23 protein-coding genes and 1 pseudogene are annotated in these 23330 nt (G+C 35.7%); 9 read left to right on the forward strand and 15 right to left on the reverse strand.

Features of this window, described 5'->3' with window-relative positions:
- Positions 1–51: 51 nt before the first annotated feature.
- The 4 genes and pseudogenes from ACTJJH_RS02800 to ACTJJH_RS02815 all read right to left on the reverse strand — a co-directional run bounded on the left by ACTJJH_RS02800 (position 52) and on the right by ACTJJH_RS02815 (position 4136).
- A complete protein-coding gene (locus ACTJJH_RS02800) occupies positions 52–1038 on the reverse strand; it encodes an AraC family transcriptional regulator (RefSeq protein WP_440600706.1) in 987 nt (328 codons plus the stop codon).
- A gap of 327 nt (positions 1039–1365) precedes the next feature.
- Positions 1366–2151, reverse strand: a complete 786-nt coding sequence (locus tag ACTJJH_RS02805; protein ID WP_440600707.1) for a 3-hydroxybutyrate dehydrogenase — start codon at positions 2149–2151, stop codon at positions 1366–1368.
- Between the two features lie 33 nt (positions 2152–2184).
- The gene (locus tag ACTJJH_RS02810; protein ID WP_440600708.1) at positions 2185–3606 is read right to left on the reverse strand and encodes a GntP family permease; all 1422 of its coding nucleotides are present in this window, start codon (positions 3604–3606) and stop codon (positions 2185–2187) included.
- 397 nt (positions 3607–4003) lie between these two features.
- A pseudogene (locus ACTJJH_RS02815) lies at positions 4004–4136 on the reverse strand (hypothetical protein).
- Between the two features lie 81 nt (positions 4137–4217).
- On the opposite strand from ACTJJH_RS02815, the gene ACTJJH_RS02820 reads away from it, so the two are divergent.
- Entirely contained in the window at positions 4218–4646 is a 429-nt protein-coding gene (locus ACTJJH_RS02820) for a hypothetical protein (RefSeq protein ID WP_017481173.1), read from the forward strand.
- Between the two features lie 268 nt (positions 4647–4914).
- On the opposite strand, the gene ACTJJH_RS02825 is transcribed toward ACTJJH_RS02820, so the two are convergent.
- From ACTJJH_RS02825 to ACTJJH_RS02835, 3 genes are all read right to left on the reverse strand, one after another.
- A complete protein-coding gene (locus ACTJJH_RS02825; RefSeq protein WP_017403212.1) occupies positions 4915–5316 on the reverse strand; it encodes a J517_1871 family lipoprotein in 402 nt (133 codons plus the stop codon).
- 56 nt (positions 5317–5372) lie between these two features.
- Positions 5373–5486 (reverse strand): hypothetical protein, encoded by a 114-nt coding sequence (locus ACTJJH_RS02830; RefSeq protein WP_014206701.1) that lies wholly within the window; start codon positions 5484–5486, stop codon positions 5373–5375.
- A gap of 97 nt (positions 5487–5583) precedes the next feature.
- Positions 5584–5937 carry a hypothetical protein gene (locus tag ACTJJH_RS02835; protein WP_078225433.1) on the reverse strand — a complete coding sequence of 118 codons (354 nt, stop codon included), beginning with the start codon at positions 5935–5937 and terminating at the stop codon, positions 5584–5586.
- A gap of 489 nt (positions 5938–6426) precedes the next feature.
- Between ACTJJH_RS02835 and ACTJJH_RS02840 the strand changes: the two genes are divergently transcribed.
- The 6 genes from ACTJJH_RS02840 to ACTJJH_RS02865 all read left to right on the forward strand — a co-directional run bounded on the left by ACTJJH_RS02840 (position 6427) and on the right by ACTJJH_RS02865 (position 12169).
- Positions 6427–6816, forward strand: coding sequence for a hypothetical protein (locus tag ACTJJH_RS02840; RefSeq protein ID WP_025468408.1), 390 nt, complete (start codon positions 6427–6429; stop codon positions 6814–6816).
- A 114-nt stretch (positions 6817–6930) separates the two neighbouring features.
- Positions 6931–7812 (forward strand): LysR family transcriptional regulator, encoded by an 882-nt coding sequence (locus ACTJJH_RS02845; protein WP_002113536.1) that lies wholly within the window; start codon positions 6931–6933, stop codon positions 7810–7812.
- Positions 7813–8057: 245 nt separating this feature from the next.
- Positions 8058–8762 (forward strand): CoA transferase subunit A, encoded by a 705-nt coding sequence (locus tag ACTJJH_RS02850; protein WP_016145216.1) that lies wholly within the window; start codon positions 8058–8060, stop codon positions 8760–8762.
- Between the two features lies 1 nt (position 8763).
- Positions 8764–9405: a 3-oxoacid CoA-transferase subunit B gene (locus ACTJJH_RS02855; RefSeq protein WP_014206696.1), complete on the forward strand. Its 642-nt coding sequence runs from the start codon at positions 8764–8766 to the stop codon at positions 9403–9405.
- A 116-nt stretch (positions 9406–9521) separates the two neighbouring features.
- On the forward strand, positions 9522–10931 hold the full coding sequence (locus tag ACTJJH_RS02860; protein WP_440600709.1) for a short-chain fatty acid transporter: 1410 nt from the start codon (positions 9522–9524) through the stop codon (positions 10929–10931).
- Between the two features lie 65 nt (positions 10932–10996).
- Positions 10997–12169, forward strand: a complete 1173-nt coding sequence (locus ACTJJH_RS02865) for a thiolase family protein (protein ID WP_342370497.1) — start codon at positions 10997–10999, stop codon at positions 12167–12169.
- 49 nt (positions 12170–12218) lie between these two features.
- Here ACTJJH_RS02865 and ACTJJH_RS02870 read toward each other — a convergent pair whose 3' ends face one another.
- From ACTJJH_RS02870 to ACTJJH_RS02885, 4 genes are all read right to left on the reverse strand, one after another.
- Positions 12219–13112 carry a LysR family transcriptional regulator gene (locus tag ACTJJH_RS02870; protein WP_003651675.1) on the reverse strand — a complete coding sequence of 298 codons (894 nt, stop codon included), beginning with the start codon at positions 13110–13112 and terminating at the stop codon, positions 12219–12221.
- Between the two features lie 233 nt (positions 13113–13345).
- A complete protein-coding gene (locus tag ACTJJH_RS02875; protein WP_002113716.1) occupies positions 13346–14239 on the reverse strand; it encodes a LysR substrate-binding domain-containing protein in 894 nt (297 codons plus the stop codon).
- Between the two features lie 547 nt (positions 14240–14786).
- Complete coding sequence (locus tag ACTJJH_RS02880; protein WP_014206692.1) at positions 14787–15008, reverse strand: hypothetical protein; 222 nt, start codon at positions 15006–15008, stop codon at positions 14787–14789.
- A 110-nt stretch (positions 15009–15118) separates the two neighbouring features.
- On the reverse strand, positions 15119–15301 hold the full coding sequence (locus ACTJJH_RS02885) for a hypothetical protein (RefSeq protein ID WP_002113649.1): 183 nt from the start codon (positions 15299–15301) through the stop codon (positions 15119–15121).
- Positions 15302–15705: 404 nt separating this feature from the next.
- On the opposite strand from ACTJJH_RS02885, the gene ACTJJH_RS02890 reads away from it, so the two are divergent.
- The gene (locus ACTJJH_RS02890; RefSeq protein WP_014206691.1) at positions 15706–17124 is read left to right on the forward strand and encodes an aspartate ammonia-lyase; all 1419 of its coding nucleotides are present in this window, start codon (positions 15706–15708) and stop codon (positions 17122–17124) included.
- Positions 17125–17179: 55 nt separating this feature from the next.
- Here ACTJJH_RS02890 and ACTJJH_RS02895 read toward each other — a convergent pair whose 3' ends face one another.
- Positions 17180–19384 carry a TonB-dependent siderophore receptor gene (locus ACTJJH_RS02895; protein ID WP_440600710.1) on the reverse strand — a complete coding sequence of 735 codons (2205 nt, stop codon included), beginning with the start codon at positions 19382–19384 and terminating at the stop codon, positions 17180–17182.
- Positions 19385–19900: 516 nt separating this feature from the next.
- On the opposite strand from ACTJJH_RS02895, the gene ACTJJH_RS02900 reads away from it, so the two are divergent.
- Positions 19901–21187 carry an MFS transporter gene (locus tag ACTJJH_RS02900; RefSeq protein WP_002133419.1) on the forward strand — a complete coding sequence of 429 codons (1287 nt, stop codon included), beginning with the start codon at positions 19901–19903 and terminating at the stop codon, positions 21185–21187.
- Between the two features lie 39 nt (positions 21188–21226).
- Here ACTJJH_RS02900 and ACTJJH_RS02905 read toward each other — a convergent pair whose 3' ends face one another.
- Genes ACTJJH_RS02905 through ACTJJH_RS02915 form a run of 3 tightly spaced genes read right to left on the reverse strand, consistent with a single transcriptional unit; the run spans position 21227 to position 23329 of the window.
- Positions 21227–21508 carry a DUF971 domain-containing protein gene (locus tag ACTJJH_RS02905; protein WP_199996780.1) on the reverse strand — a complete coding sequence of 94 codons (282 nt, stop codon included), beginning with the start codon at positions 21506–21508 and terminating at the stop codon, positions 21227–21229.
- On the reverse strand, positions 21492–22493 hold the full coding sequence (locus ACTJJH_RS02910) for a HEAT repeat domain-containing protein (protein ID WP_440600711.1): 1002 nt from the start codon (positions 22491–22493) through the stop codon (positions 21492–21494). Before ACTJJH_RS02910 ends, ACTJJH_RS02905 begins: the two co-directional genes overlap by 17 nt.
- Positions 22490–23329: an ABC transporter ATP-binding protein gene (locus ACTJJH_RS02915; RefSeq protein WP_372548944.1), complete on the reverse strand. Its 840-nt coding sequence runs from the start codon at positions 23327–23329 to the stop codon at positions 22490–22492. Before ACTJJH_RS02915 ends, ACTJJH_RS02910 begins: the two co-directional genes overlap by 4 nt.
- Between the last annotated feature and the right edge of the window lies 1 nt (position 23330).

Here is a 23330-nt window from a genome sequence, read left to right on the forward strand (position 1 = left end):
AAAAACTGATTTAGTTGCCTAAATCAGTTTTTTATTGCGAAAAATTAAATATTAGAAAATTTTCCCTTTAGTCTCACTTGGATTTTCTCCAAATTCTTCACGATACTCTTGAGAAAAACGACTTAAATGGTTAAAGCCCCAGTCATAGGCAAGCTTTGAAATAGAAACCTTTCTATCTGCTCCTGTGGTGCTCAAGATTTTATAAATTTGTTGGAGACGATATTTTTTTAAATACGACATTGGACTGGTGCCGTAGTACTGTTGAAATTCGTCATACAATTTTGATTTTGAAACCCCAGCCAGACGTTGCAAATCTTCTGCACAGATTTCTTCGTGCGCATGTTCAATAATAAAATTACGAACCTTACGGATATACGCTGGCTCATCCTGATGTGAGAGTAACTTTAAGGCTTCAGAGTAGTTATTTTCTTGAGACAACAATAACGCTTTAATTATAAAATTTTCATAGTCTTCAGACAACATCTGCAAACCATAAAAATTGCTATATTGCGATTTTAACTGTACAAAATTCTGAATATTTTTCCACCATGCACCAATAAGTTGCTCAGAGTCTAAGTGCATTTCAGGATTAAAAATAATAGGCGTTTCTATGGGTTTATTCAGTAGATCCGCAAGGACAATCTGCATACTTCGTTCAGGAATAACCACCTGAAATTTTCTGCAATCTTTATCGATAATCAAATCTTGCTGATCGTTATTTGAAACAATAAGGCCCCTGTTTTCATCAGATTGATAATGAGCACCACGAATGTTGAGAGCTTGTCGACCTTGTATCGGCAAACTAATGCTATACGCTTTTAAATTTGAGATGTTAATGGCAACGTTTGCACCATAACTGATTGTACCGATTGCCATTTTTTTATTAGGCAAACGCATTCCGTCATAGTGAAAATCGAGAGTGTCTTTGTAAATTGTATCTAAACGGTGTTCACCACAAATTGTGGACATCAGATTCTGCGCAAATTCAGCCTTGCGTGAATAATGATTGAGTTCCGTCTGTTGGCTGAGTGATATCATATCCTTTTCACCTAGCTAAATAACTTATTGCTTAAAAAGCAACTTGTATGCCAATTAATATCCTTTAATTGACGAATTTTCCTGAAAATACCGAATCAAGAAAGAGAGTAAAGATTACTTTCTCATACTCTATTAGATTTTAAAAATCGAAATAAGTTAAATACCTTTAAAGTATAATTTCATACTTTAATAAACTTATTTTATTAGATTTTTTATAAAGAAATAGAGTAGAGATAAATCATTATTTTGAACAGCAGACTATCATAAATTTTTAACGAATAAAAAAACCGCCTATTTTAAATAAGCGGCTTTTATAAAATATTTAAATTATTGGGCAGTATAACCACCATCCATAATAACAGCTTGGCCTGTTACCCCACCTGCTTTGCTACTCGCAAGGAAAATTGCATAGTCAGCAATTTCTTCAACAGAGAGCAAACGCTTTTGAGGAACCATTGCCAAAATTACATCTTCAAGTGCGCTGTTTAAACTCACATTACGGGTTTTAGCCAAATCTGCAATTTGACCACGGACCAATGGTGTATCTACATAACCCGGGCATAGAGCATTTACCGTAATACCATCGCGTGCACATTCTAATGCCGCAACTTTTGTTAGGCCAATTACGCCGTGTTTAGCACTGTTATAACCTGCTTTTCCAGCGAAACCAATCAAGCCATTAATTGAGGCCATATTAATAATACGACCATATTTTTGAGCTTTCATAATTGGAAAAACATGTTTAATCCCAATAAACGCCCCAGTTAACATGACCTGAACCAACTTTTGAAAAACAGCAGTTGGGAACTCTTCAATAGATGAAACGTGTTGGAAACCAGCATTATTAATTAAGATATCAACCGTACCAAAAGTCTTTTGAGTAAGCTCAATGGCTTGTTTATAAGCATCTTCATCAGTCACATCGCATGGTGCAGATAATGCATCAAAACCTTGCTCTTTAAGTGCGTTCGCTGTTTCTTGGCACTTTTCGGCATTCATATCAGAAATAACAACTTTGGCACCTTCTTGAGCAAATTTCTTAGCAATCTCTAGACCGATACCACTTGCAGAACCTGTAATAAAAGCGACCTTACCGTCTAAAAGTTTTGTCATTTATTTACTCCTTAATACTTATAACGTGCTGATTTAAACAATACCCGTTACGGTAAAGACCGTAATGACCACAAATACCGCTAACGTTTTAATTACCGTGACTGCAAAAATATCTTTATATGATTGTTTATGGGTTAAACCTGTAACAGCGAGTAAAGTAATTACCGCGCCGTTGTGCGGGAGTGTATCCATTCCCCCCGATGCCATTGCAACCACACGGTGCATGACTTCTGGTGGAATACCCGCAGCTAAAATCGCGGCGTTATATTGTTCAGCCATCGCACTTAAAGCGATACTCATACCACCTGAAGCTGAACCGGTAATACCCGCTAAAACGGTTGTGGTCACAGCCCCATTGACTAATGGATTTGTAAAGGTACTGCTCATTGCATGGCTAATCAGAGCAAAGCCCGGTAATGACGCAATAATTGCACCGAAACCATACTCAGAAGCCGTATTCATCACTGCTAAAAGTGAGCCACCAATACTGGCATTAATGCCCTCTTTGAAGTTCGTCACTACACGTTGATAATCAAATAAAATTGCAGAAATAATCCCAACAATCAGCGCAAGGCCCACCGCCCAGATCGCACCAGTTTTCGCAATATCCACTGTGTAATCCGCTAATCCAACTGCGGCAAAATCAAAACCATTTGGATACCACTCTTTGATTGCTTTAGACAAATATTTGTTCATTACAGCAACAAGAATAAGAGGTACAAAAGCTAAAAACTGACGCGCCGTACTTCCGTTATTTTGTAAGTTCATATCGGCTTCAATTTCTTGAGGCTGTGTATTGTCTGCGCCAAAACCAGAGTACCCTTCGCCTGCTTTTGCAGCAGCTCGGCGACGCCATTCTAAGTAAGCCAAACCCATGCATAAAACAAAAATAGCGCCAATAATTCCTAGAAATGGTGCAGCATAAATATTGGTGCCAAAGAATGTAGTTGGAATTACGTTCTGGATTTGTGGCGTACCCGGTAATGCATCCATGGTAAATGTAAATGCACCAAGCGCGATGGTCCCCGGAATTAAACGTTTTGGAATATTGGCTTGTCTAAATAGCTGGTTTGCAAAAGGATAAATGGCAAATACAGCAACAAATAAACTTACACCGCTATAGGTTAAAATTGCACCTAACAATATAACGGTTAAAATTGCTTTTTTTGCTCCAATCCATCTCACAATAGTTCGTGCAATAGACTCAGCAATTCCTGACATTTCAACGACTTTACCGAAAATTGCCCCGAGTAAAAATACAAGAAAGTAATCTTTAATAAAGTTCACCATTTTGGGCATAAATACACCCGAATAAAACGGTAAGACATTGGCAGGGTTAATGAGAAGAACAGCGAGTAAGGCACAAATTGGTGCCATGAGAATGACTGAAAAGCCCTTGTAAGCTGTATACATCAACAGCCCAAGCGAAAGTAGAATTACAAATAATTCCCACATATATTCCTTCTCCCTAAAGAATAGATATTAGGTTCAATAAAATTACCAAAAGATATTTAGGTTATCCCAAACCTAAAATGATAAAAATCACAGTATCTATGAGTGGTAATAGGTAAATGAGCTTAAAAATAAAATATCACTAAAATATTTAAAAACAATGCAATTTATTTAAATTTTAAAATATACATGCAATACAAATAGTTAAGTTGCTTCATTAGAAAAATTCAATTATTTAGAAACTATTATTATTTAATAAAACTTCTTAATTATTGAGTAAATTAAATTAATATCTCTATATTATTTAATAAAGATAATTAAATAATATATTTTTTAAATTAATTTGATAAATATAATTCATCTTATTCTTTTGAAATATTGCGCAGATAATTTTTTATCTTTATTTGAATAAAGCAATTTGAAGCTTAATCATCAAAAGATTAGAACAGAAATATAGAGTCGTGTTTTTTAATATTCTCATCTTTACTCGAAAACGGCGCTTGTTTATTAAAGATAACTTCTACTTCTGTCACTAGAGTTAGACAATGTAATGAATACTATTACATGTCTACTGATAGAATTTATAATTTAGACTTTTCACTAGTATATAAGTTATGAATAAAAGAAATATTTTGTTCACTCTTCAAACTGGATTGATCATCCTACTTAATGGATGTACCGATACTTCTCTGGCTCAAAATAAGGTTATTGTTCCAAAAATTGGTTACTCTGGTAATGCTGATAATGCAAGCTATAGTGAGGCAAAAATCAAGATTGAAGGCTCTTGTGTTTATTTAATGAATACAAATGATCGAGTGATTCCTATTTTTGCAACTAAAGATGCTCATTGGGATAGCAATAAGTATCTTTTAATTGTTGACTCAAAAGAATATAAAGATGGGGACACGATTGCTTACGGCAGCGGAGAAGCTTATCCCATTAATTTGAACAACTACAAATGGATAATTAAACCTGATACTACATGTGATCTAAGTAAAGGCGTTATTATCAATCAATTTATAGAACCTCTTACTAAAAAGTAAATAAAAAAAGCCCTATATGAAAATTCAACTCTTAGCTTCTTTAACTGCTTTTAGCCTAACATCTTGCATGGTAAAGCCTACTATAACTAACCATGAAGAGGTTTCTATTCAACCGATACTTATTACAAGCAATATGAAAAGTAATATTTCAATGATGGCTTCAGCACATGGAAAGCTTATAGCAGATAAAAATGGATGTATCAGACTGGGCGATGAAAAAGGTCCGTTGATTATTTGGCCTTATGGCAGCAAATTTATAAAGTGGTATCTATATTTCTTTAACACATTTTAGTGAAGCTGCCTTTAAGTCGTTATCAGCTTTATAAATCATATTCGAATTAGAGGCACTTAAAATTGTTCTAGCTTCGAGTATATCTTTGTTAAGAAACTTAACTTCTAAAACCATACCATTTTGAAGATAAATTATATTATTAAAATACTTAACTTTATTGAATACTACATGTCCACTAGTATCGTCGCAAAGTATTCCATTACCATCTGCGTCAAGTTTTATGGTTGATATGCTTGGGCCGATTGAAATCGTCCATACCCCTGACACTAAAGGTATAGAAGGCTGTATTTCGCTAAATTTATTATTAGTCATTTGGGTAGTTGGGCTTACACATCCACTTAATGAAAAAATTAAGCTTAATGAAATTATCTTTTTCATGAAATTACTCCTTTTAATTATGACTAAAACTTAACAGTTCAGAAAATAAAAAACTATCAGTTCATATAGCGCCCTACCCCATACACACTAGACCTGATTGAACCAATATGAGATGTTTGATATGCATCAATACCTACAATAGAGACCACAAAAGATTGCACAACCTCCATAGTGATTTTCTTTACCTTATCTTCTACTTATTTTGCCACACCAAGACTAGAACTAATCGGCTTATCCTTTTCAAGCCCATATACATCTCTGCAAACTTTAATATTTAATTGATATCCATATTCCGGAAACAAAACTAAAAATTAGATAAATAAATGCAGCAATAATTATGGAAAAAAGGACTATGATGACTCCGTTAGTGATATGGTCTCCATTGGTACCATTCTCAGTGTTTTCCTTGGGATTAATTATCATTGGGGTATTTAAAGATTTTTTTGCCTCATAGAATCCCCAGCCTATACCCAGCAAAACAATTAGTACCGCAAAACCAACTCCAATATCATAAATAACTTCCTCAGCAGCATATTTATCATTTGAAGCTGAAACACACTTTTCAAAGTATTTTTTTTCAATTTCAGACAGTGTGGAGATTGATTTTTGATCTTTAAACATATCTTTAAAACGGATATTGCATGTCTCAATAAATTCTTCTTTATCGTCAGTTCCATCTCCCTCGTAATTACTTGGACGTGAAATATATATTGAACTATGTGTAGTTGTAGCCATCTAATTACAGTAATTTATATACAAAATGATAGTTTAATTGATAGTAAAAAATATTCAATTTAGGCCTTACTCAAATGAATCAAAAACCAATGGCAATGACATGTTCAAACCTTTCATATGATTTTTATAAAGCCTTATCTCAAAATAGTAAAAATTAATATATTCTTTTGGATACTTACTAACTAAATTATAAAAGTGCCGTTCACTCATTAAGGATGCACATTTAATTTTTTGACGTCTAATTTTTAGCTTTATTCATCTTTTTATCTTTATGGGGGTGGACAAATTTATACTCTTTATTTTTAAAAATAGCATTTATTTAATTTAGATTATTCAATAGAATAACAATATAAAATCTTGATAAGAAAACAAAATATGATATGGATTAAATTTATAATATACCCTTTGGGGATGTTTGTACTGTGGCAAATTATTTTCATAATTACGCAACTCTCTTTAACATACCTAAATACGCCACAAGTCATTGTAGCTATACTTTCATTGATCATAAATTGCGGTATGCAAATTTTGATTGGTTATAAAATCCCTCAATTAGCACCAAAATATAAATTTGTAGCGAGTGCTACATACATTATTCTCTTCACCTTTTTGTTAGCAATCTATTCAACAACTATTTTATTAGAAGGCTTAAAAGTTGCTCCTCAAGCAATTTGGCTAGGTTATTTGTTTTTCCATGTAGTTGGAATGGCTCTATTCTTTGCTAATAACACAGATGAGTTTTGTTGGGAAAATTTACTGAAGTAGCTCAGCCTATTGTCCCCTGCTTTATTTTTATTTTTTTGTCAAAAAAACATCATATTAGACAAATTTTCGTATAAATTACCCTTCTAGATGAGTTGGGCAATCTAAAGGATAGAAATGACGCTTAAACAATTAAAAGCTTTTTTAGCCCTTGCGCGTACACTCAACTATGCTAATGCATCATTAGAGCTACATCTCAGCCAGTCTGCTTTAAGTCTTACTATCAAAAGCTTAGAAGAAGAATTAGGCGGAAAACTATTTAACCGTAATACTCGCCGTGTTGAGCTTACCCAAGAAGGTAAATCCCTTATTCCCTACGCTAAAAAATTACTCGCCAATTGGGATGAAATGGAAAACGATGTTAAACAACGTTTTAAGCTCAATCGTGGAACCTTAAGTATCGCTTCAATGCCCTTCGTGACTCATGCGATTCTGCCTGAAGTAATTCATCAATTTTTAGAACTTCATCCCAACTTGAACTTTTCAATTCAAGATATTCCAAATGAGACCATTATAGAAAAAGTACAAGACGGTATTTTTGAGCTTGGTATCTGCTTTGAACCTGATCTCACCGAAGGCCTAGAGTTCAAACCACTATTTGAAGAAGATTTCTTAGCTCTATTACCAAAGACTCACCCACTTGCTCAATCATCTTCTATTACATGGCAAGAGCTTTGTTCAAATCCATTCGTGACATTGCAAAAACCTTCAATTGTTCGATATTTGGTTGAGCAGAATTGTTTGCGAAATAATATAACGCTCGATTTGAAAGTTGAATGTCATCAAATTTCATCACTCTCAAGCTTTGTGGCTTATGGAATTGGGGTGAGTGCAATTCCAAGGCATTTTGCTAAACACATTGATAAAGAACATAACGTACTCATTGAGTTAAAGGATGAATCTATTCATAAGACTGTAGGAATTGTTTATAAAAAGAACTTTGAAATTTCAAATATTTCGACTCAATTTATTGAAGCTTTGATTCAATATAAATTTTAAAAAATTAAAGACTGCTTTTTAGGATGAGCTAAGCATACGCTTAAGCTAAAATTATTAATTATAATAATTTTCAATGATATGAGGTGGTTTTTTAAAGTATTTTGCTTTATGTTCGTCTGATCTTTTGTAGACGATTTGAAACCATTCATTGATTATACTTATTAATCATTTAAAAAAATTAACTTCTATAACGCAAAATGTGATGCTAAAACTAAGATTACTAAGGGATATAGGATAACAATAGAATGAATAAAGTTTATGCCAATGCTGAGGCAGCATTAAAAGACGTTATTGCAGATAATCAAACACTTGCCGTAGGTGGTTTTGGTCTATGTGGAATTCCAGAAAAACTGATTGTTGCAGTTAAGCAAAGTGGTGTGACTGGTCTCACATGTATTTCAAATAACGCTGGTGTAGATGATTTTGGTTTAGGTATTTTGCTTCAAACCAAACAGATCAAAAAAATGATCTCTTCTTATGTTGGTGAAAACAAAGAATTTGAGCGCCAATATTTAAATGGTGAACTTGATGTAGAACTTACTCCGCAAGGTACTTTAGCTGAAAAGTTACGTGCTGGTGGTGCTGGTATTCCGGCGTTTTATACACAAACCGGCGTTGGTACACTCATTGCCGAAGGTAAAGAAGAACGTACCTTTAATGGCAAAAACTACATTTTAGAAGAATCTTTAACAGCAGATGTTGCCCTCGTTAAGGCCTATAAGGCAGACAAGGCTGGTAACTTAGTGTTCCGTAAAACTGCTCAGAATTTTAACCCTGAATGTGCGATGGCTGGAAAAATTACAATCGCCGAAGTTGAACAGGTTGTTGAAATTGGCGACTTAGATCCGGATGAGATCCATTTAGCGGGTATCTATGTAAACCGCATTGTACTTAATGCGTCACCTGAAAAACGTATTGAGCATAAAACTTTAAGCACGGAGGCAGTATAAAATGGCTTGGTCACGTAATGAAATGGCACAACGTGCTGCAAAAGAACTTGAAGACGGTTTTTATGTCAATTTAGGTATTGGCTTACCTACTCTAGTTGCCAACTATATTCCTGAAAATATCAATGTTTGGCTTCAATCTGAAAATGGTCTATTAGGCATTGGTGAGTTTCCAACTGAAGAAACTGTTGATGCTGATTTAATTAACGCTGGAAAACAAACGGTTACTGCTCGTCCCGGCGCTGCTTTTTTCTCAAGCTCAGAATCTTTTGCCATGATCCGTGGTGGCCATGTCAATATTGCAATTTTAGGTGCAATGGAAGTTTCCGAAAATGGTGACTTAGCGAACTGGATGATTCCAGGCAAGAAAGTCAAAGGTATGGGCGGCGCAATGGACTTGGTTGTTGGTGTCCAAAAAGTTGTTGTTCTAATGGAACATTGTGCAAAAGATGGTACGCCAAAAATTGTGAAAAACTGTAGTTTACCTTTAACAGGTAAAGGCGTGGTTCATCGCGTCATTACTGACCTAGGTGTAATGGACATTACTCCACAAGGCGTAGAGCTGATTGAACTTGCTAAAGATGTCACGCTTGAACAGATTCAAGCTGCTACAGGTGTTGAGTTTTATAAAACCTTAGTCGCTTAAATTTTAATTTTTAGTAAGCCAGATAAGACTTAAGTTAGAAAGTGAGCTTAAGTCTTAGCCCTTTTAAGCACCGGATGTGCTGTCTATAAATAAGAACGAGAAGGATTTTTTCAGCTATGGAAAAACAGCAAGGAATTTTTGAAAGATTTGCTCTTCGGATTAGTGACTGGTCTGAAAAATGGTTTCCTGATTCATATATTTTTGCATTACTTGGCGTCATTATCGTGTCAGTTGCCGCTTTAAGTATTGGTGCGCCTATTCACGATGTTGCGACTTCCTTCGGTAACGGTTTCTGGAGTCTTATTCCCTTTACCCTGCAAATGACGATGCTCATTATTGTAGGTTATGTCGTTTCTGTATCTAAGCCCGTAAAGTTCCTCATTCAAAAAATGGCACGTATTCCAAATTCGGGACGTGGTGCTATTGTTTTAGTTGCAACCGTTAGTTTATTAATTTCACTGGTCAATTGGGCAGTAAGCACGATTCTTACTGCACTTTTAGTGATTGCATTAGCGAAACGTAAAGAGCTGAATATGGATTACCGTGCAGCGGCAGCGGCTGCAATTATTGGTATGGGGGCAACTTGGGCACTGGGAATTAGCTCTTCGGCAGCACAGCTTCAAGCGAATAAAACCAGTTTACCTGAGTCAATTTACAACCTAACTGGCGTTATTCCATTTACTGAAACGATTTTCCTTTGGCAATCAATTGCGATGACCATTATTTTAGTGATTGTTTCAATCGCAATCGCTTACTGGTCAGCTCCAAAAGGTAATAATGTTAAAACGATTGATAGTTTTGATGTTCAATTTGAAGAAGACAAACCACATGATGAGAAATCTAATCGTCCAGGTGACTGGTTAGAAAACTCGCCTATCTTAACGATTATTGTGGTTGCATTAGGCTTAATCTGGATGTTTTTTGAATTTTCAAAAAGTAATCCAATCATTGCTATTTCAAGTTTAAACACCTACAACTTTGTGTTTTTAATGCTTGGTTTAGCGTTACATGGCACACCACGAAACTTCTTAAATGCTGTTTCAAAGGCAGTTCCGGCTGTCTCAGGAATCTTAATTCAGTTTCCACTTTACGGAAGCATCGCTTTTATTATGACGCAAGCTTTAAACAGTCAAGATTTATCGCTGTCGCATTATATAGCTGAGTTTTTCGTTTCAATCGCCTCAAAAGAAACCTTCGCAATTGTGATGGGAATTTACTCTGCCATCCTTGGGTTCTTTGTGCCATCTGGCGGTGGAAAATGGATTATTGAAGCCCCATATGTCATGCAGGCAGCAAATGATTTGAAAGTTCATTTAGGCTGGTCTGTACAAATTTATAATGCAGCCGAAGCTTTACCGAACTTAATCAATCCGTTCTTTATGCTTCCAATGTTAGGCATTTTAAAACTAAAAGCAAAAGATGTGATTGGTTTTACAGTCACTCAGCTCGTTGTGCATTTTCCGTTAGTTTTATTTTTATTATGGTTCTTTGGAAGAACACTTAGCTACACCCCACCTACTTTTTAATTTACTGGCGCCTTTAGTTTCGGCTAAAGGCAAATTTAGCAAATACATCAATAAGAGATATTAAGATGAGTTCAATTGTTATAGTTTCAGGTAGCCGTACTGCAATGGGCGGTTTTCAAGGCAGCCTATCGGCTTTAACTGCACCAGAACTTGGCGCTACTGTTATCCGTGAATCGATCCAACGTGCAGGTGTTGCACCTGAACAAGTAGATGAAGTTATTTTTGGTTGTGTATTGAGTGCAGGCATAGGCCAAGGTCCTGCTCGTCAGGCGATGCGTAAAGCTGGTGTACCTGATCATGTCGGCGCTGTCACCATTAATAAACTTTGTGGCTCTGCCATGAAAGCGGTGTTAATGGCATCTGATACTCTAAAAGCAGGCGGTGCCAATATTATTGTTGCAGGTGGCATGGAATCTATGACCAATGCGCCTTATATTTTACCTAAAGCTCGCGGTGGTTACCGTATGGGTCACGGTGAAATTAAGGACCATATGTTTTTAGATGGTCTTGAAGATGCAGAAACAGGCCGCTTAATGGGTTCTTTTGCTCAAGACATGGCAAATACCAAAGGCTTTACCCGTGAGCAAATGGATAACTTTGCGATTTCTTCACTTAAAAAAGCGCAAACTGCGATTACGGAAGGTTACTTCAAAGAAGAAATTGTTCCTGTTGAAGTAAAAACACGTAAAGGTGTTGAAGTTATCGATCAAGATGAACAGCCATTAAAAGCTAATCTTGAGAAAATTCCAACTTTACGTCCTGCTTTTAGTAAAGACGGTACAATTACAGCAGCTAACTCAAGCTCAATTTCTGATGGCGCTGCTGCATTAGTACTCACCACTGAAGAATATGCTCAAAGCCATGGTTTAAATACTTTAGCAAAAATTGTTGCAACTTCTACTCACTCACAACATCCAAGCGAATTTACCATTGCTCCAATTAGTGCAATTCAAAAAGTGCTTGAGCGCGCTGGTTGGTCAGTTGACGAGGTAGATGCTTGGGAAATTAATGAAGCTTTTGCAATGGTCGCAATGGCGCCAATTCATGAACTCGGCATTGATGAGGCAAAAGTAAACGTCCATGGTGGTGCTTGTGCTTTAGGCCATCCAATTGGCGCAACTGGTTCAAGAATTATTCTTTCTCTTATCTATGCTTTAAAACGCCTTGGTAAGAAGAAAGGTGTTGCTGCATTATGTATTGGTGGTGGTGAAGCTACAGCTGTTGCAATTGAAATCTAAAAATTAAAGTGCACGGAAGATGTAAGAATTCTTTTTACATCTTCTTTTTTTAGACTTTAAAAAGTTCATAACAGGTTTGACGGAACCATTTATGGCTACTTTTATGATGGCAAGACATATGCCAATGTTGTTTAACATCATAAGTTGGGAAGTCTAGAGGTGCTGGTAAAATCTGTAAATTTTCTCTCACCAATAAGACTTGGCTTAAATAATACGGTACCGTTGCGATCGCATCTGTTTCTTGAACGACTAAACCCACTCCAAGATAGCTCGGTAATCGAATTAAAATATTTCGATCTAAACCTTTGTTCTGCAATTCATTTTTAATATGGTAGTGCCCGATTCCCGCATCAATGTCGATATGATACTCGCGCATATAATCATCTAAAGTAAAATTATTTGGGTCTAAACGAGGATGACTCTTAGAGCTAATCACCACATAATGCTGTTTAAAAAACTTTTGTTGATAAAAGCCTTCTTCTAATTGGGGTAAAAAACCAATTGCAAGATCAATCTCACCATTTGCCATTTGATAGCTGGTTTCTGGTGTAATCGGCCTAATATTCAAGCGAATTAAAGGTGCTTTCTCTTTTAAATAGTTTGTTAATTGCGGTAATAAAACCAGATGAGATACATCTGTCATGGCAATTGTAAAAAGCTGATCTGAAGTTAGCGGATCAAAATTCACGCTAAAATTATTAATGCTTTCTACTTTATCAATAACTTCACTAATGAGTGGAAAAATCTCTTTTGCTAATTCGGTTGGGATCATCTCATTCCCAACACGAATAAAAAGTGGATCATTAAAATGCTGACGGATTTTGTTCAGTCCATTACTAACACTCGGTTGTGTAAGGCCAATAGCATCAGCAGCCATTGAAACACTTTTAAACCGATAAATATGATAAAAAATATTTAGTAATCTACTATCTAGATCAAACAAAATTGTCTCCGTCTGGATCAAATAATCCATTCAAAAGGAATGAAATCAGGCACAGCATATATAAAAATGCTCACTAGATTTCTGAATTATTGATATATGGTCTAAATTAACAAAGAATCTAGACCATGAGCAATGCTTTATAAAGCCTTTCATCATAAAGACAAAGGTATGAACTCTTTAATTGATTACTTTGTATGTAAATACCTTTAAGACATCACATATCATGATAAATTTTAATCATGCTGAGTTTGAAAGCCCTTCCAGATTTGCTGAACTGATTTGTTATCACTCAAGTTATTTTTAAAAATATAAATATCCTGTGGCAGACAATATTCGTTATGGTCCAACATGACCAATTTTCCGGTAGCGAGATCTTCCTCTACATTAATTTTTGGAATCCATGCTACACCTAAACCTTGTAATACAAGCTCTTTCAAGTTGGTGGCATTGTCAGTTTCATATAAGGTTTTATAGATCAGTTTACCTTCAATCAATTGATCGACCAATTTGCGCAAATATGCATGTTTACTATAAGCAAGTAATGAAAAATTACTCTGAATTGTATGCTTAGGCGTATGATCTGCTTCGGTAGCTGACACTGGAACAATCTCTGTTTCAGCGATCTTGATACCACTTAAAATATCATCGCCAACTCGATTAATATTAGATCGATCTGCATAGCAAATCATAAAATCGCAGGCACCTTCTTTTAAAAGAGATAAGCCTTCACCACTATTCGTCGCGACAATTTCAATTTTTAAATCACGCATAAATGTTGGGAATTTTTTTAAAAAAGTGGTTAAAAAACCTGATGCTAATGAGTGGACAACACAGAAACGAATCGTAGATTCGGTTTCATTTTTGATGTTTTTAATCAGCTTTGCTGTTTCTTCTACCTGCTTCTCAATATTTTTAGACATCACCAGCATAATCCGTCCAATGTCTGTAAATTCAATATTATTTTTATTATTTCGAATAATAACTTCAGCTCCGATCATCTCTTCTATTTGCTGAATTCTACGCGTAAACGCAGATTGACTAATAAATCGTTTTTCGGCTGCTTTTGAAATAGAACGCTCACGCTCAAGTGTCAAAAGGTCTTCTACCCAACGTACTTCTAAGTTCATTTTATGCATTCCCTTTTTATAGTTATGTCCTTAATCTGTCTGGTTGGGAAGCTGAATAAATAGCTGAATAGATGAATAAAAACTATAAAACATGGGAGTACCTGCAAAAATGCGATAGAGGATTGGCAAAGCCAAACAATAAAAGTAAGTATTTAAATAATTCTGACATAGAAAAGAGCGTAAGAGAATAAAAGACTTTGATTTAACTCAAGAACTCATACAAATATAAAATTATTAATCTAAAAATTATTTTAAATCAAAAAGTAAGGAGTATATAACGCAAGTAAATAACAAGTTTTAAGTTAATAAAAAATAGAAATAATCCTATGCTTTACTCATGTTTTATTTTTTATAAAAAAAGTCCGTACCTTGGGGAAGAATACGGACTGTAAAACTGAAAATGACTATCTTGCTTATTTCAGGAATTAAACTCTCTGACTCAATAAATTCATTTAAATCAGAAGATATGCTTGTAGTATAGCTCAGTCCATAAAACCTGACTATTCTACTAAAGTATTTAACTTAAGATTGAATAAAAACCGAATTTCTAATATTCACCAATGAGGTAATATAACTTTCTTGAAATTTCAACCATCATATTAGAAGTATATTGAGTAATTTCAAAAACTTGCTTTTTCTGAGGATTGAACACCATATTGTCATTTTCATCACTAAAAAAGATATAAGTGGTGTATTTATCCATATGGTGGATATGCTCTTTTAAGCTTAATTTTTCCCCAGAATTGGGATCATAGGCGATAAACTTCATTCTCATGAATTTTGTCTCTATACATACAGTCTTTTACCCAAATTTTAAGAAAATCTAGATAAAACAATATTTTGATGGATAATATGGAATGGTTAACCTAAGAACTAAGGCTACTTGTAAGATATGGGCACAATACTATTAGCCTTGTTTACCGAGGTTTCAGCAGAAGCGATTGATTGCTCTGCTTCTTTAAGCAGACGAGAAGTTTTAGACTCACTTTTCTCTTCACCGTGGAAAAGCACATAGTATGTAAAACTTCCCAAAATAATTAATGCGGCTGTGACTTTTAACATAAACTTAAAACTAAGATTTTTTCGTATTATAGTGTTTTTTATGTGAAATGCATCACATTTTTATATGAATTTGTTAGATAAACTTCACTTTAAAAGCTAATAATAAAGATAATTAAGTTGATATTTCACTTAAATTAACTAGTCTTAATTTTTGCAATGGGTTGCTTTTAAAAATTAGATGACCATTCATTGTATCAAGCAAATTTTGAAATTAACTTCATCTAATTATTAAGTTATTAATTTATATAGTTAAATTAATAGTTTAAAATAAACTCTCCTAGTTAGTTGACTATAAGATTAAAAAACTGATATGCAAAAAATGCATAATTAACTTGATAAATGCATTAGAAGTGAAGCATTTCGAAATCTAATATGAATTATCTTCTTTACTAATTCGAAGTTTAATGATGAACGCTGAAATTACCACCCGTATTGAGAAGGATCTTATTGGTTATAGAGAGATCAATAATAACGACTACTACGGAGTTCAAACATTACGTGCTCTAGAAAACTTTAATTTAACTCAAAGCAAGGTCGGAAATTTCCCTCACCTTATTAAAGCTTTAGCAATGGTAAAGCTTGCTTGTGCTGAAGCGAACTATAATCTTAAAAGCTTAGATCAGACTAAATTTGAAGCGATTGAATACAGCTGTAATCAACTTATTCGTGGTAATTTTCACGACCAGTTCCCAATTGATATGATGCAAGGCGGTGCTGGTACTTCAACCAATATGAATGCAAATGAAGTATTAGCAAACGTCGCTTTAGAATATATGGGACACGCAAAAGGCCAATATCAATATTTGCATCCTAATAATGACATTAACATGTCACAGTCAACAAATGACGTGTACCCTACTGCGATTCGCTTAGGTTTGTTATTAAGCTTAGATGAACTAAATCTTCCTTTTAACAACTTAATCTTAAGTTTCCGCAATAAATCTCAAGAATTTGCTCATATTCTAAAAATGGGCCGTACACAGTTACAAGACGCTGTGCCAATGACATTAGGTCAAGAGTTTGGAGCTTTTGCAGTAACTTTACAAAAAGACCTTGAGCAAATTAATACGCTTATTCCTAATGTTTTAGCGTATATGAACCTTGGTGGTACGGCGATTGGTACCGGAATTACTACTGAATATAGTTACCGTGAACTTGCGATTCAAGCGCTTGCAAAAATTTCTGGTAAGAAAATTAAGTCTGCTCCTGATCTAATCGAAGCGACTTCAGATATGGGTGACTTTGTTCTTTTATCTGGTTTATTAAAGCGTACTGCAACTAAGCTTTCAAAAATTGCCAATGACTTACGTTTACTTTCAAGTGGTCCACGTACTGGCATTAATGAAATTAATTTAGAAGCTCGCCAACCGGGTAGCTCGATCATGCCGGGTAAAGTAAACCCAGTTATACCTGAAGCAATGAACCTTGCTTGTTTCCAAATTATTGCAAATGACTTGGCTGTAACTTTAGCTGCTGAGGCTGGTCAATTACAGTTAAATGCAATGGAACCACTTATTGCATTCAAACTATTTGAATCGATGGACTTGCTCGGTAAAGCAATGGCAATGTTCCAAACTAAGTGTATTGATACAATTACGGCGAACCCTGAGCATTGTAAAGCTTTGGTTGAAAACTCAATTGGTATCGTGACTGCACTTAACCCATATCTAGGTTATGAAACTACAACTCGTATTGCTAAAACTGCAAACGAAACTGGACAAAGCGTATTGGCTTTAGTTCAAAATGAAGGTTTATTATCGGCACAAGTGCTTGATGATATCTTGTCGATTAATAATATGGTTAAACCAAAAATGTCGGCTTAATTCCTGAAAATAAAAAAGGAGCTTTTATAAGCTCCTTTTTTATTTGTTCTATATTTTAAAAACTGAAAGTTGTAGAGAACTGGGCTGTACGTGGATTACCTAAGAATAAATAGTCATCACCCATAAATGCCCCTACATCACGCCAATATTTCTTATTAAACAAGTTATCAATATTGAATCTAAAAGTTGTGTCATGCCCCGCAAAATTTGTTTTATAGGCAGCACCAATATTAAAGATGCTATAACCACCTACTTTTGCCGTTCCCTCTTTGTTTGCATATTTACTGCTACTGTATTGCATACCACTCAATAATCTTAACCCTTCAACGGAAGGTACTTTATAAGATAACTGTGCAGTTGCGCGGACTTTTGGTACATTTTGAGTTTGATGCCCTTTGTAGCTGTCATTATCAATATCAACTAGACGAGATTTGGTATAGGTAATACCTGAACTTACATCGAGTTTATCAGTTAAAGCACCTGTTAAACCTAATTCAATACCTTGATTGTGTTGTTCACCTTGTGAAACAAAATCGAAAGTTCCTTCTGCATTCACTTTGCTATATTGATTGTCTTGTTTTAAATCAAAAATAGCTGCTGTTACTAAGAAGTTCCGAATTTGTTGCTTAATACCAATTTCATATTGTTCAGAGTTTTTAGGAGATAGAACTTCTAGAGCATTATTAGCGAACCACGGAGCTTCACCACCATCCGATAAACCTTTGGCATATGAAGCATAAAGGTTAGTCCCAGCAGTTGGACTATACATGAGCGCTAATTGTGGCAAGAACTTGTTTAAGTCGGTATCACGACTTTGTTGCCCATCTGAATTATAAGTTTGCTCATCAAGATGAATAAGTTTTCCACCGAGTAAAGTTGACCATTGATCATTAAATTGAACTCGGTCAGATATAGTAAATGCAGTCTGATCACTTTCTAAGGCTTTATAACGATCACCTAAGCTTTCCGATGACGGACTATAGTCAATCGTATCTTCATAGATATTGCCTGTTCCTACCGCTACATTCAGTGGTGTATGGTGCTTTAAGGTTTTATATGTACGTTGTAATTCGAAAGCGATTTGATGCTGGATATTAGCAGTGTTGAATTGACCATTTAACCCAGCAGCGAACTGGTTAGTAATACGTGTATCATCTGGGCTGCGGAAGTCATAAATGTCATAATTTCCGTGTTTATCAAAAGTATTGCCCAAACCAGAATATTCACAAATATCGTTATAACATCCCCATGGGAAAGCACTATTATCATCAATCACAACACGGCTTTGTGATGCACTTAAGCTACCATTCCATTGATCGTTAAATGCATATTGATATTTCAAACTCGCATTTACACTGTTATTTACAACAGGTTTACTCCAAGACTGGTAACCCAATAAACGGTCTTGATCTACATTTGTTGGTACTTCTTGCCCATCAAGCAGTTGATAACCCGGTACTGAACGTTGATTTTGATGCTGAGCTTCAATATCAAACAATAATTTAGAACGCTCATTAATTTTCCAGTCTAAAGCAACTGAACCAAACTCACGCTTACCATTTGCGTGATCAACATTTGGATGGATGCTTTCATGGGCTAAATTGATTCGATAACCAAAACTATCATTAACAAAGCCGCCAACATCTGTTGCCAGTGTATAGCCGCCTTCTGAATTTGCATCTACAGTAATGTTTTTAACATCGGTTGGTCTTTTGGTTACATAGTTAACCACACCACCCGGCGTCGACATTCCAGATTGAATTGCAGAAATACCTTTTAAGATTTCAACTTGTTCTTTATTTTCTAAAGCCACATTTTGTTCGCCACGTATAGTGTGACCATTAATAAGATAACTTGAGCCTAAATCAAGCGCAAAACCACGTGCTACAAAGTTTGGATAGTAGCCAATTGCAGCGTAGCCATCCCCTAATGATGAATCATTTTTAATAACATCAGTCAGTGTTTTTGCGTGTTGGTCTGCTATGCGCTCAGAAGTAATGGTTGTAATAGATGCAGGAACTTTCTTTACATCACCAGTTTGAAAACCAGGTAAACTCACTTTTTTAGACGTATATAGTGCATCATTATTTTGTGTAGCATTCACAGTAATGGTTGGGAGTTGGGAAACCTCTGCTTCATTTGCATAGACAACAGATGTTATGAGTGCAATAGATGAAGCCAATGCTGTTTTAGAGCATGTCATAAAGTGAAGATTTAACGAATGTCTTTCCATTGAATAACTACCTGCCATACCGTGCATAATTTGAAGCGCTAGAAGTAACTACTGAGCCTATTTTTAGCCACGCAAGAATACCGCTACATATATTGAGAAACAATACATTCTGTACTTTTTCGATTAAGTGAAAGTGATACAACTTTTATGAACTTATCATTATATAAATTTCATTTATTTTATTAGGAATTGACGCTATAACTTTTTAAGTATTACCAAATATTCAAAATAAACTTAAGCTCGAAATGAAACTTAAAAGGAGAAATAAAATAGAAAAGTACCGTTGTAAATTAGCTCACTGATTTTAAATACAATTAATTATTAAGTTAAATGAAAGGAAGTGTTCGATCATCGGTAAAAATATCATTAAATCGAACAAAAGGACGTAATCTCACTAGAATCGAATTTTAAAATTAGAAAAAATGAAGGGTTAGGAATTTAAGGACATGCTCAGGATTGAGTGATATTTAAAGTTTCATTTTATTTTCTATCCAGCATATCTAAAAAATTCCTCGTTTTTGTCTGCAAAATGATGGAAGAAATATGACATACACTCAGGAAGAAAAACGTAGCAGAATACGTGGGATTGTAGGCGCAGCCTCTGGTAATTTAGTTGAATGGTTCGACTTTTATATCTATGCAGTATTTGCTGCCTACTTTACACAGGCTCTAACAGCACCTGATATGGATAGTACGACTAAATCTATCTATGTATGGGGTGTATTCGCTGCAAGCTTTTTTATGCGTCCTATTGGTAGTTGGGTATTTGGACGAATTGCAGACCGGCATGGTCGAAAAAAGTCGATGGTCATCTCAATTTGTCTGATGGCTTTGAGTTCTTTTCTATTTGCAGCCCTACCTACTTATGACCAAGTTGGCTTATTTGCCCCTTTTCTTTTACTGGTAGTGCGCTTACTTCAAGGCTTATCGGTTGGTGGTGAATATGGTGCAGTAGCAACATATATGAGTGAATTAGGCTTAAAAGGTCAGCGTGGTTTTTACTCGTCTTTCCAATATGTCACTCTCTCTGGTGGTCAATTACTTGCAAGTTTACTGGGCGTTATTTTATTAACGTTCTTAAGTGAACAACAATTACATGATGGCGGTTGGCGTATTCCATTTGTTATTGGTGGTATTGCAGCAATTTTTTCTTTGCTTGCACGTAGTCGCTTAGAAGAAACACTTTCTCATCAAGATAGCGAACGAAAAGAATCTGGTAGCTTAAGAGAACTTTTTAAGAAACATTGGAAAACCTTTTTATTGGTGGTTGGATACACTTCTGCTGGTTCATTAACGTTTTATGTAGAGACCGTTTATTCAAAAACCTATTTAACCAATTTAGGGATGGATGGAAAAACCGTTGGTTATATCATGACCTTCGCCCTATTTGTCTATATGTGTGCTCAACCTGTATTTGGTGCTATTTCTGATCGTATTGGGCGACGCTCTTCAATGCTGGCCTTTAGCTTATTGTCTGCGATTTTTATCTACCCAGTCATGGTGATCGGGATGCGTGCCTATATTGATTCGCCGATCATTATTGCCTTGCTACTTATTTTTATGATGATGTTACTCAGTTTCTATACATCTATCAGTGGCTTGGTAAAAGCTGAAATGTTCCCACCTCATGTGCGAGCTTTAGGTGTAGGTTTCTCTTATGCAGTAGGTAATGCGCTGTTTGGCGGTTCTGCTCCTTCAGTTGCCCTACAGTTCAAAGCTGCCGGAATTGAAAATACCTTCTTTATATATGTCATTGTCATGCTGATTATCTGTTTCTTATGTAGCCTTGCGCTTCCGAAAAAACCAGATTATTTAGAACATGATCATTAATTAAACAATATGCCTTCTGTCCCAAGCAGAAGGCATCTTTTAGCTCTTAGCAAATTCTTTTAAAAAAGCCCACGGAAAAATCCCTTTATCATGCCCATCACTAAAACAAATTTGAGCACCATAACCTTGATCAAACATAGCTGTCACTTCAACATTTTGATGCTCTATTTCAATTTGTTTAATCCGCTTCGCTCGACAAAAGCTGCATGGGCAAATTTCCCTTAAACTTTGATGACTCAGACATACGCTTGAGCCATCGGTCCATATAAAGTGAACCTGCTTATTTATAGTATCGACACGAATATCAGGTCTGGTTTGCATATTTCACCTCCCCAATTTGATTTAACCCAATACGAATCGCTTTTCGTACTTCTGGGTCAGAGTCATGTTGGTGTTGTTCTAATAATAGGTGATGAGCTTCTGCTGTACCAATTTCACCTAGTGCTAAAGCGACCTCTTTACGTAAATTGCTAATTTCATGATTAAAGTTATCAAATAGATGACTAACTGCAATACGCGATTTGAGTAGTCCCAAGCTCCTTACTGCTGCAATACGTACTTGCCAATACAAGTCAGATAAAGCATGAATTAAGAGAGTTTCAAGCTGAGTGATATGTAATTTTCCAATCGTAAGTGCGGCTTCCACTCTTAGTTGCCAACTTTCCGAGGTTAAAGAATGTTGAAGCGCTTGGATAACATCAGCGTTTATGTCCTGGCTATAAGCCAAACCACCTGTTGCAATGCGGCGAACCTCATCATCTGTATCTGTTTCTGCAATTTTTGCCAATATCGTAATCGCTTGGTCTTGTTGTAACCAACTTAATGCACTGACTGCCTCACGGCGCACTAAAGCAACTTCATAATGTACCAAAGCAGATATCTCTGTGAATAATTGCTGTGGTCGTAAAGGTCTTAAAGCACGTAAAATTGCACTTAGAGCAAAAGTATCCGTATGCTTTAAATAAGGCGCAAGGATCTGGGCTGATGCCGCATTTTTTACTTCACTTAAGCTTTGGCTGGCAGCTTGTTTTACATTCAGATCAGTATCAAATAAGGCTTGTGCCAATACTTGCAAACTGGTTGGATCTTCCCAACTTTCTAGTTTTTTTGCCGCCTCTTCACGGACTAAAGCTGAAGAGTCGTGTTGCAGTGCTGTATGCAACCAAGGAAGTAAATCCGGATTTTCTTCATCACCAATATTCATTAAAGCGACAAAGCGGATCTTTTCATCTGCATGATTGAGCTGCGCAAGAAATTCCTGATTATATTCATCGAGGTCATCTAAAGCTTGATAATAAAAACTCATTCGTATTCCTTAATTTGTGATTTCTTTCCAAGCCCTAATGGATTTAAACGGCTTAACTCTTCTTGTTGGGTTGCTTCTTTTAAAGTCTGGATGCAATGTTTTTTAATGGCTGTAAATTCACTACTTGTTACAAGCTCAACGTCTCTTGGGCGTTCAAACTTAAGCGGAATTTCTTCAATAATTCGCCCCGGTCTATGGCTCATAATCAGCACTCGATCAGCTAAAAAAAGTGCCTCATCAATATCGTGGGTAATAAATAAAACCGACGTTTGAATTTCTTGCCAAATTTCGAGTAATAGCATTTGCATTTTTAAACGAGTTTGAGCATCTAACGCACCAAAAGGCTCATCCATTAATAAAATGCGAGGTTGATTAATCAGTACTCTCGCAATTTCAACTCGTTGCTGCATGCCACCAGAAAGTTCAGCTGGAAATTTATGTTCAAAACCTTTAAGGCCGACCAGATCAATCATTTTCTGAGCTTGTTCAATACGCTTTTGTTTGGCGATGCCTTTCATTTTTAAGCCAAAAGCAATATTTTCAAGCACGCTTTTCCATGGAAATAAGGTATGTTGCTGGAACACCAAACCTCTGTCTGGATGCGGTTCGAGGATAGATTCATTATCGACCATTAAAGTCCCAGAACTAATCGGTAAGTGCCCTGCCAAAGCACCTAATAATGTGGATTTACCGCAGCCAGATGGGCCAAGTAGACATATAAACTCGCCCGGTTGTATTTCGAAATTAACCCGATCTAGCGCCTGAAAACGATTTTTAGCTTGCCCTAAATGTAGCGATAGATTTTGAATACGCACATGGCCTTGTGTAATTGACATT

This window comes from Acinetobacter sp. 22301, assembly GCF_052045285.1.
Classification (GTDB): Bacteria; Pseudomonadota; Gammaproteobacteria; order Pseudomonadales; family Moraxellaceae; genus Acinetobacter; species Acinetobacter pittii.

Bases quoted from the DNA above. Each gene is read 5' to 3' on its own strand.
- ACTJJH_RS02900 (WP_002133419.1), top strand. From the start codon at position 19,901: ATGACATACACTCAGGAAGAAAAACGTAGCAGAATACGTGGGATTGTA.
- ACTJJH_RS02895 (WP_440600710.1), bottom strand. From the start codon at position 19,384: ATGCACGGTATGGCAGGTAGTTATTCAATGGAAAGACATTCGTTAAAT.
- ACTJJH_RS02840 (WP_025468408.1), top strand. From the start codon at position 6,427: ATGATATGGATTAAATTTATAATATACCCTTTGGGGATGTTTGTACTG.
- ACTJJH_RS02890 (WP_014206691.1), top strand. From the start codon at position 15,706: ATGATGAACGCTGAAATTACCACCCGTATTGAGAAGGATCTTATTGGT.
- ACTJJH_RS02875 (WP_002113716.1), bottom strand. From the start codon at position 14,239: ATGAACTTAGAAGTACGTTGGGTAGAAGACCTTTTGACACTTGAGCGT.
- ACTJJH_RS02860 (WP_440600709.1), top strand. From the start codon at position 9,522: ATGGAAAAACAGCAAGGAATTTTTGAAAGATTTGCTCTTCGGATTAGT.
- ACTJJH_RS02835 (WP_078225433.1), bottom strand. From the start codon at position 5,937: ATGTTTAAAGATCAAAAATCAATCTCCACACTGTCTGAAATTGAAAAA.
- ACTJJH_RS02805 (WP_440600707.1), bottom strand. From the start codon at position 2,151: ATGACAAAACTTTTAGACGGTAAGGTCGCTTTTATTACAGGTTCTGCA.
- ACTJJH_RS02800 (WP_440600706.1), bottom strand. From the start codon at position 1,038: ATGATATCACTCAGCCAACAGACGGAACTCAATCATTATTCACGCAAG.
- ACTJJH_RS02905 (WP_199996780.1), bottom strand. From the start codon at position 21,508: ATGCAAACCAGACCTGATATTCGTGTCGATACTATAAATAAGCAGGTT.
- ACTJJH_RS02845 (WP_002113536.1), top strand. From the start codon at position 6,931: ATGACGCTTAAACAATTAAAAGCTTTTTTAGCCCTTGCGCGTACACTC.
- ACTJJH_RS02880 (WP_014206692.1), bottom strand. From the start codon at position 15,008: ATGAAGTTTATCGCCTATGATCCCAATTCTGGGGAAAAATTAAGCTTA.
- ACTJJH_RS02850 (WP_016145216.1), top strand. From the start codon at position 8,058: ATGAATAAAGTTTATGCCAATGCTGAGGCAGCATTAAAAGACGTTATT.
- ACTJJH_RS02810 (WP_440600708.1), bottom strand. From the start codon at position 3,606: ATGTGGGAATTATTTGTAATTCTACTTTCGCTTGGGCTGTTGATGTAT.
- ACTJJH_RS02885 (WP_002113649.1), bottom strand. From the start codon at position 15,301: ATGTTAAAAGTCACAGCCGCATTAATTATTTTGGGAAGTTTTACATAC.
- ACTJJH_RS02830 (WP_014206701.1), bottom strand. From the start codon at position 5,486: ATGGAGGTTGTGCAATCTTTTGTGGTCTCTATTGTAGGTATTGATGCA.
- ACTJJH_RS02825 (WP_017403212.1), bottom strand. From the start codon at position 5,316: ATGAAAAAGATAATTTCATTAAGCTTAATTTTTTCATTAAGTGGATGT.
- ACTJJH_RS02865 (WP_342370497.1), top strand. From the start codon at position 10,997: ATGAGTTCAATTGTTATAGTTTCAGGTAGCCGTACTGCAATGGGCGGT.
- ACTJJH_RS02855 (WP_014206696.1), top strand. From the start codon at position 8,764: ATGGCTTGGTCACGTAATGAAATGGCACAACGTGCTGCAAAAGAACTT.
- ACTJJH_RS02910 (WP_440600711.1), bottom strand. From the start codon at position 22,493: ATGAGTTTTTATTATCAAGCTTTAGATGACCTCGATGAATATAATCAG.
- ACTJJH_RS02820 (WP_017481173.1), top strand. From the start codon at position 4,218: ATGAATAAAAGAAATATTTTGTTCACTCTTCAAACTGGATTGATCATC.
- ACTJJH_RS02915 (WP_372548944.1), bottom strand. From the start codon at position 23,329: ATGTCAATTACACAAGGCCATGTGCGTATTCAAAATCTATCGCTACAT.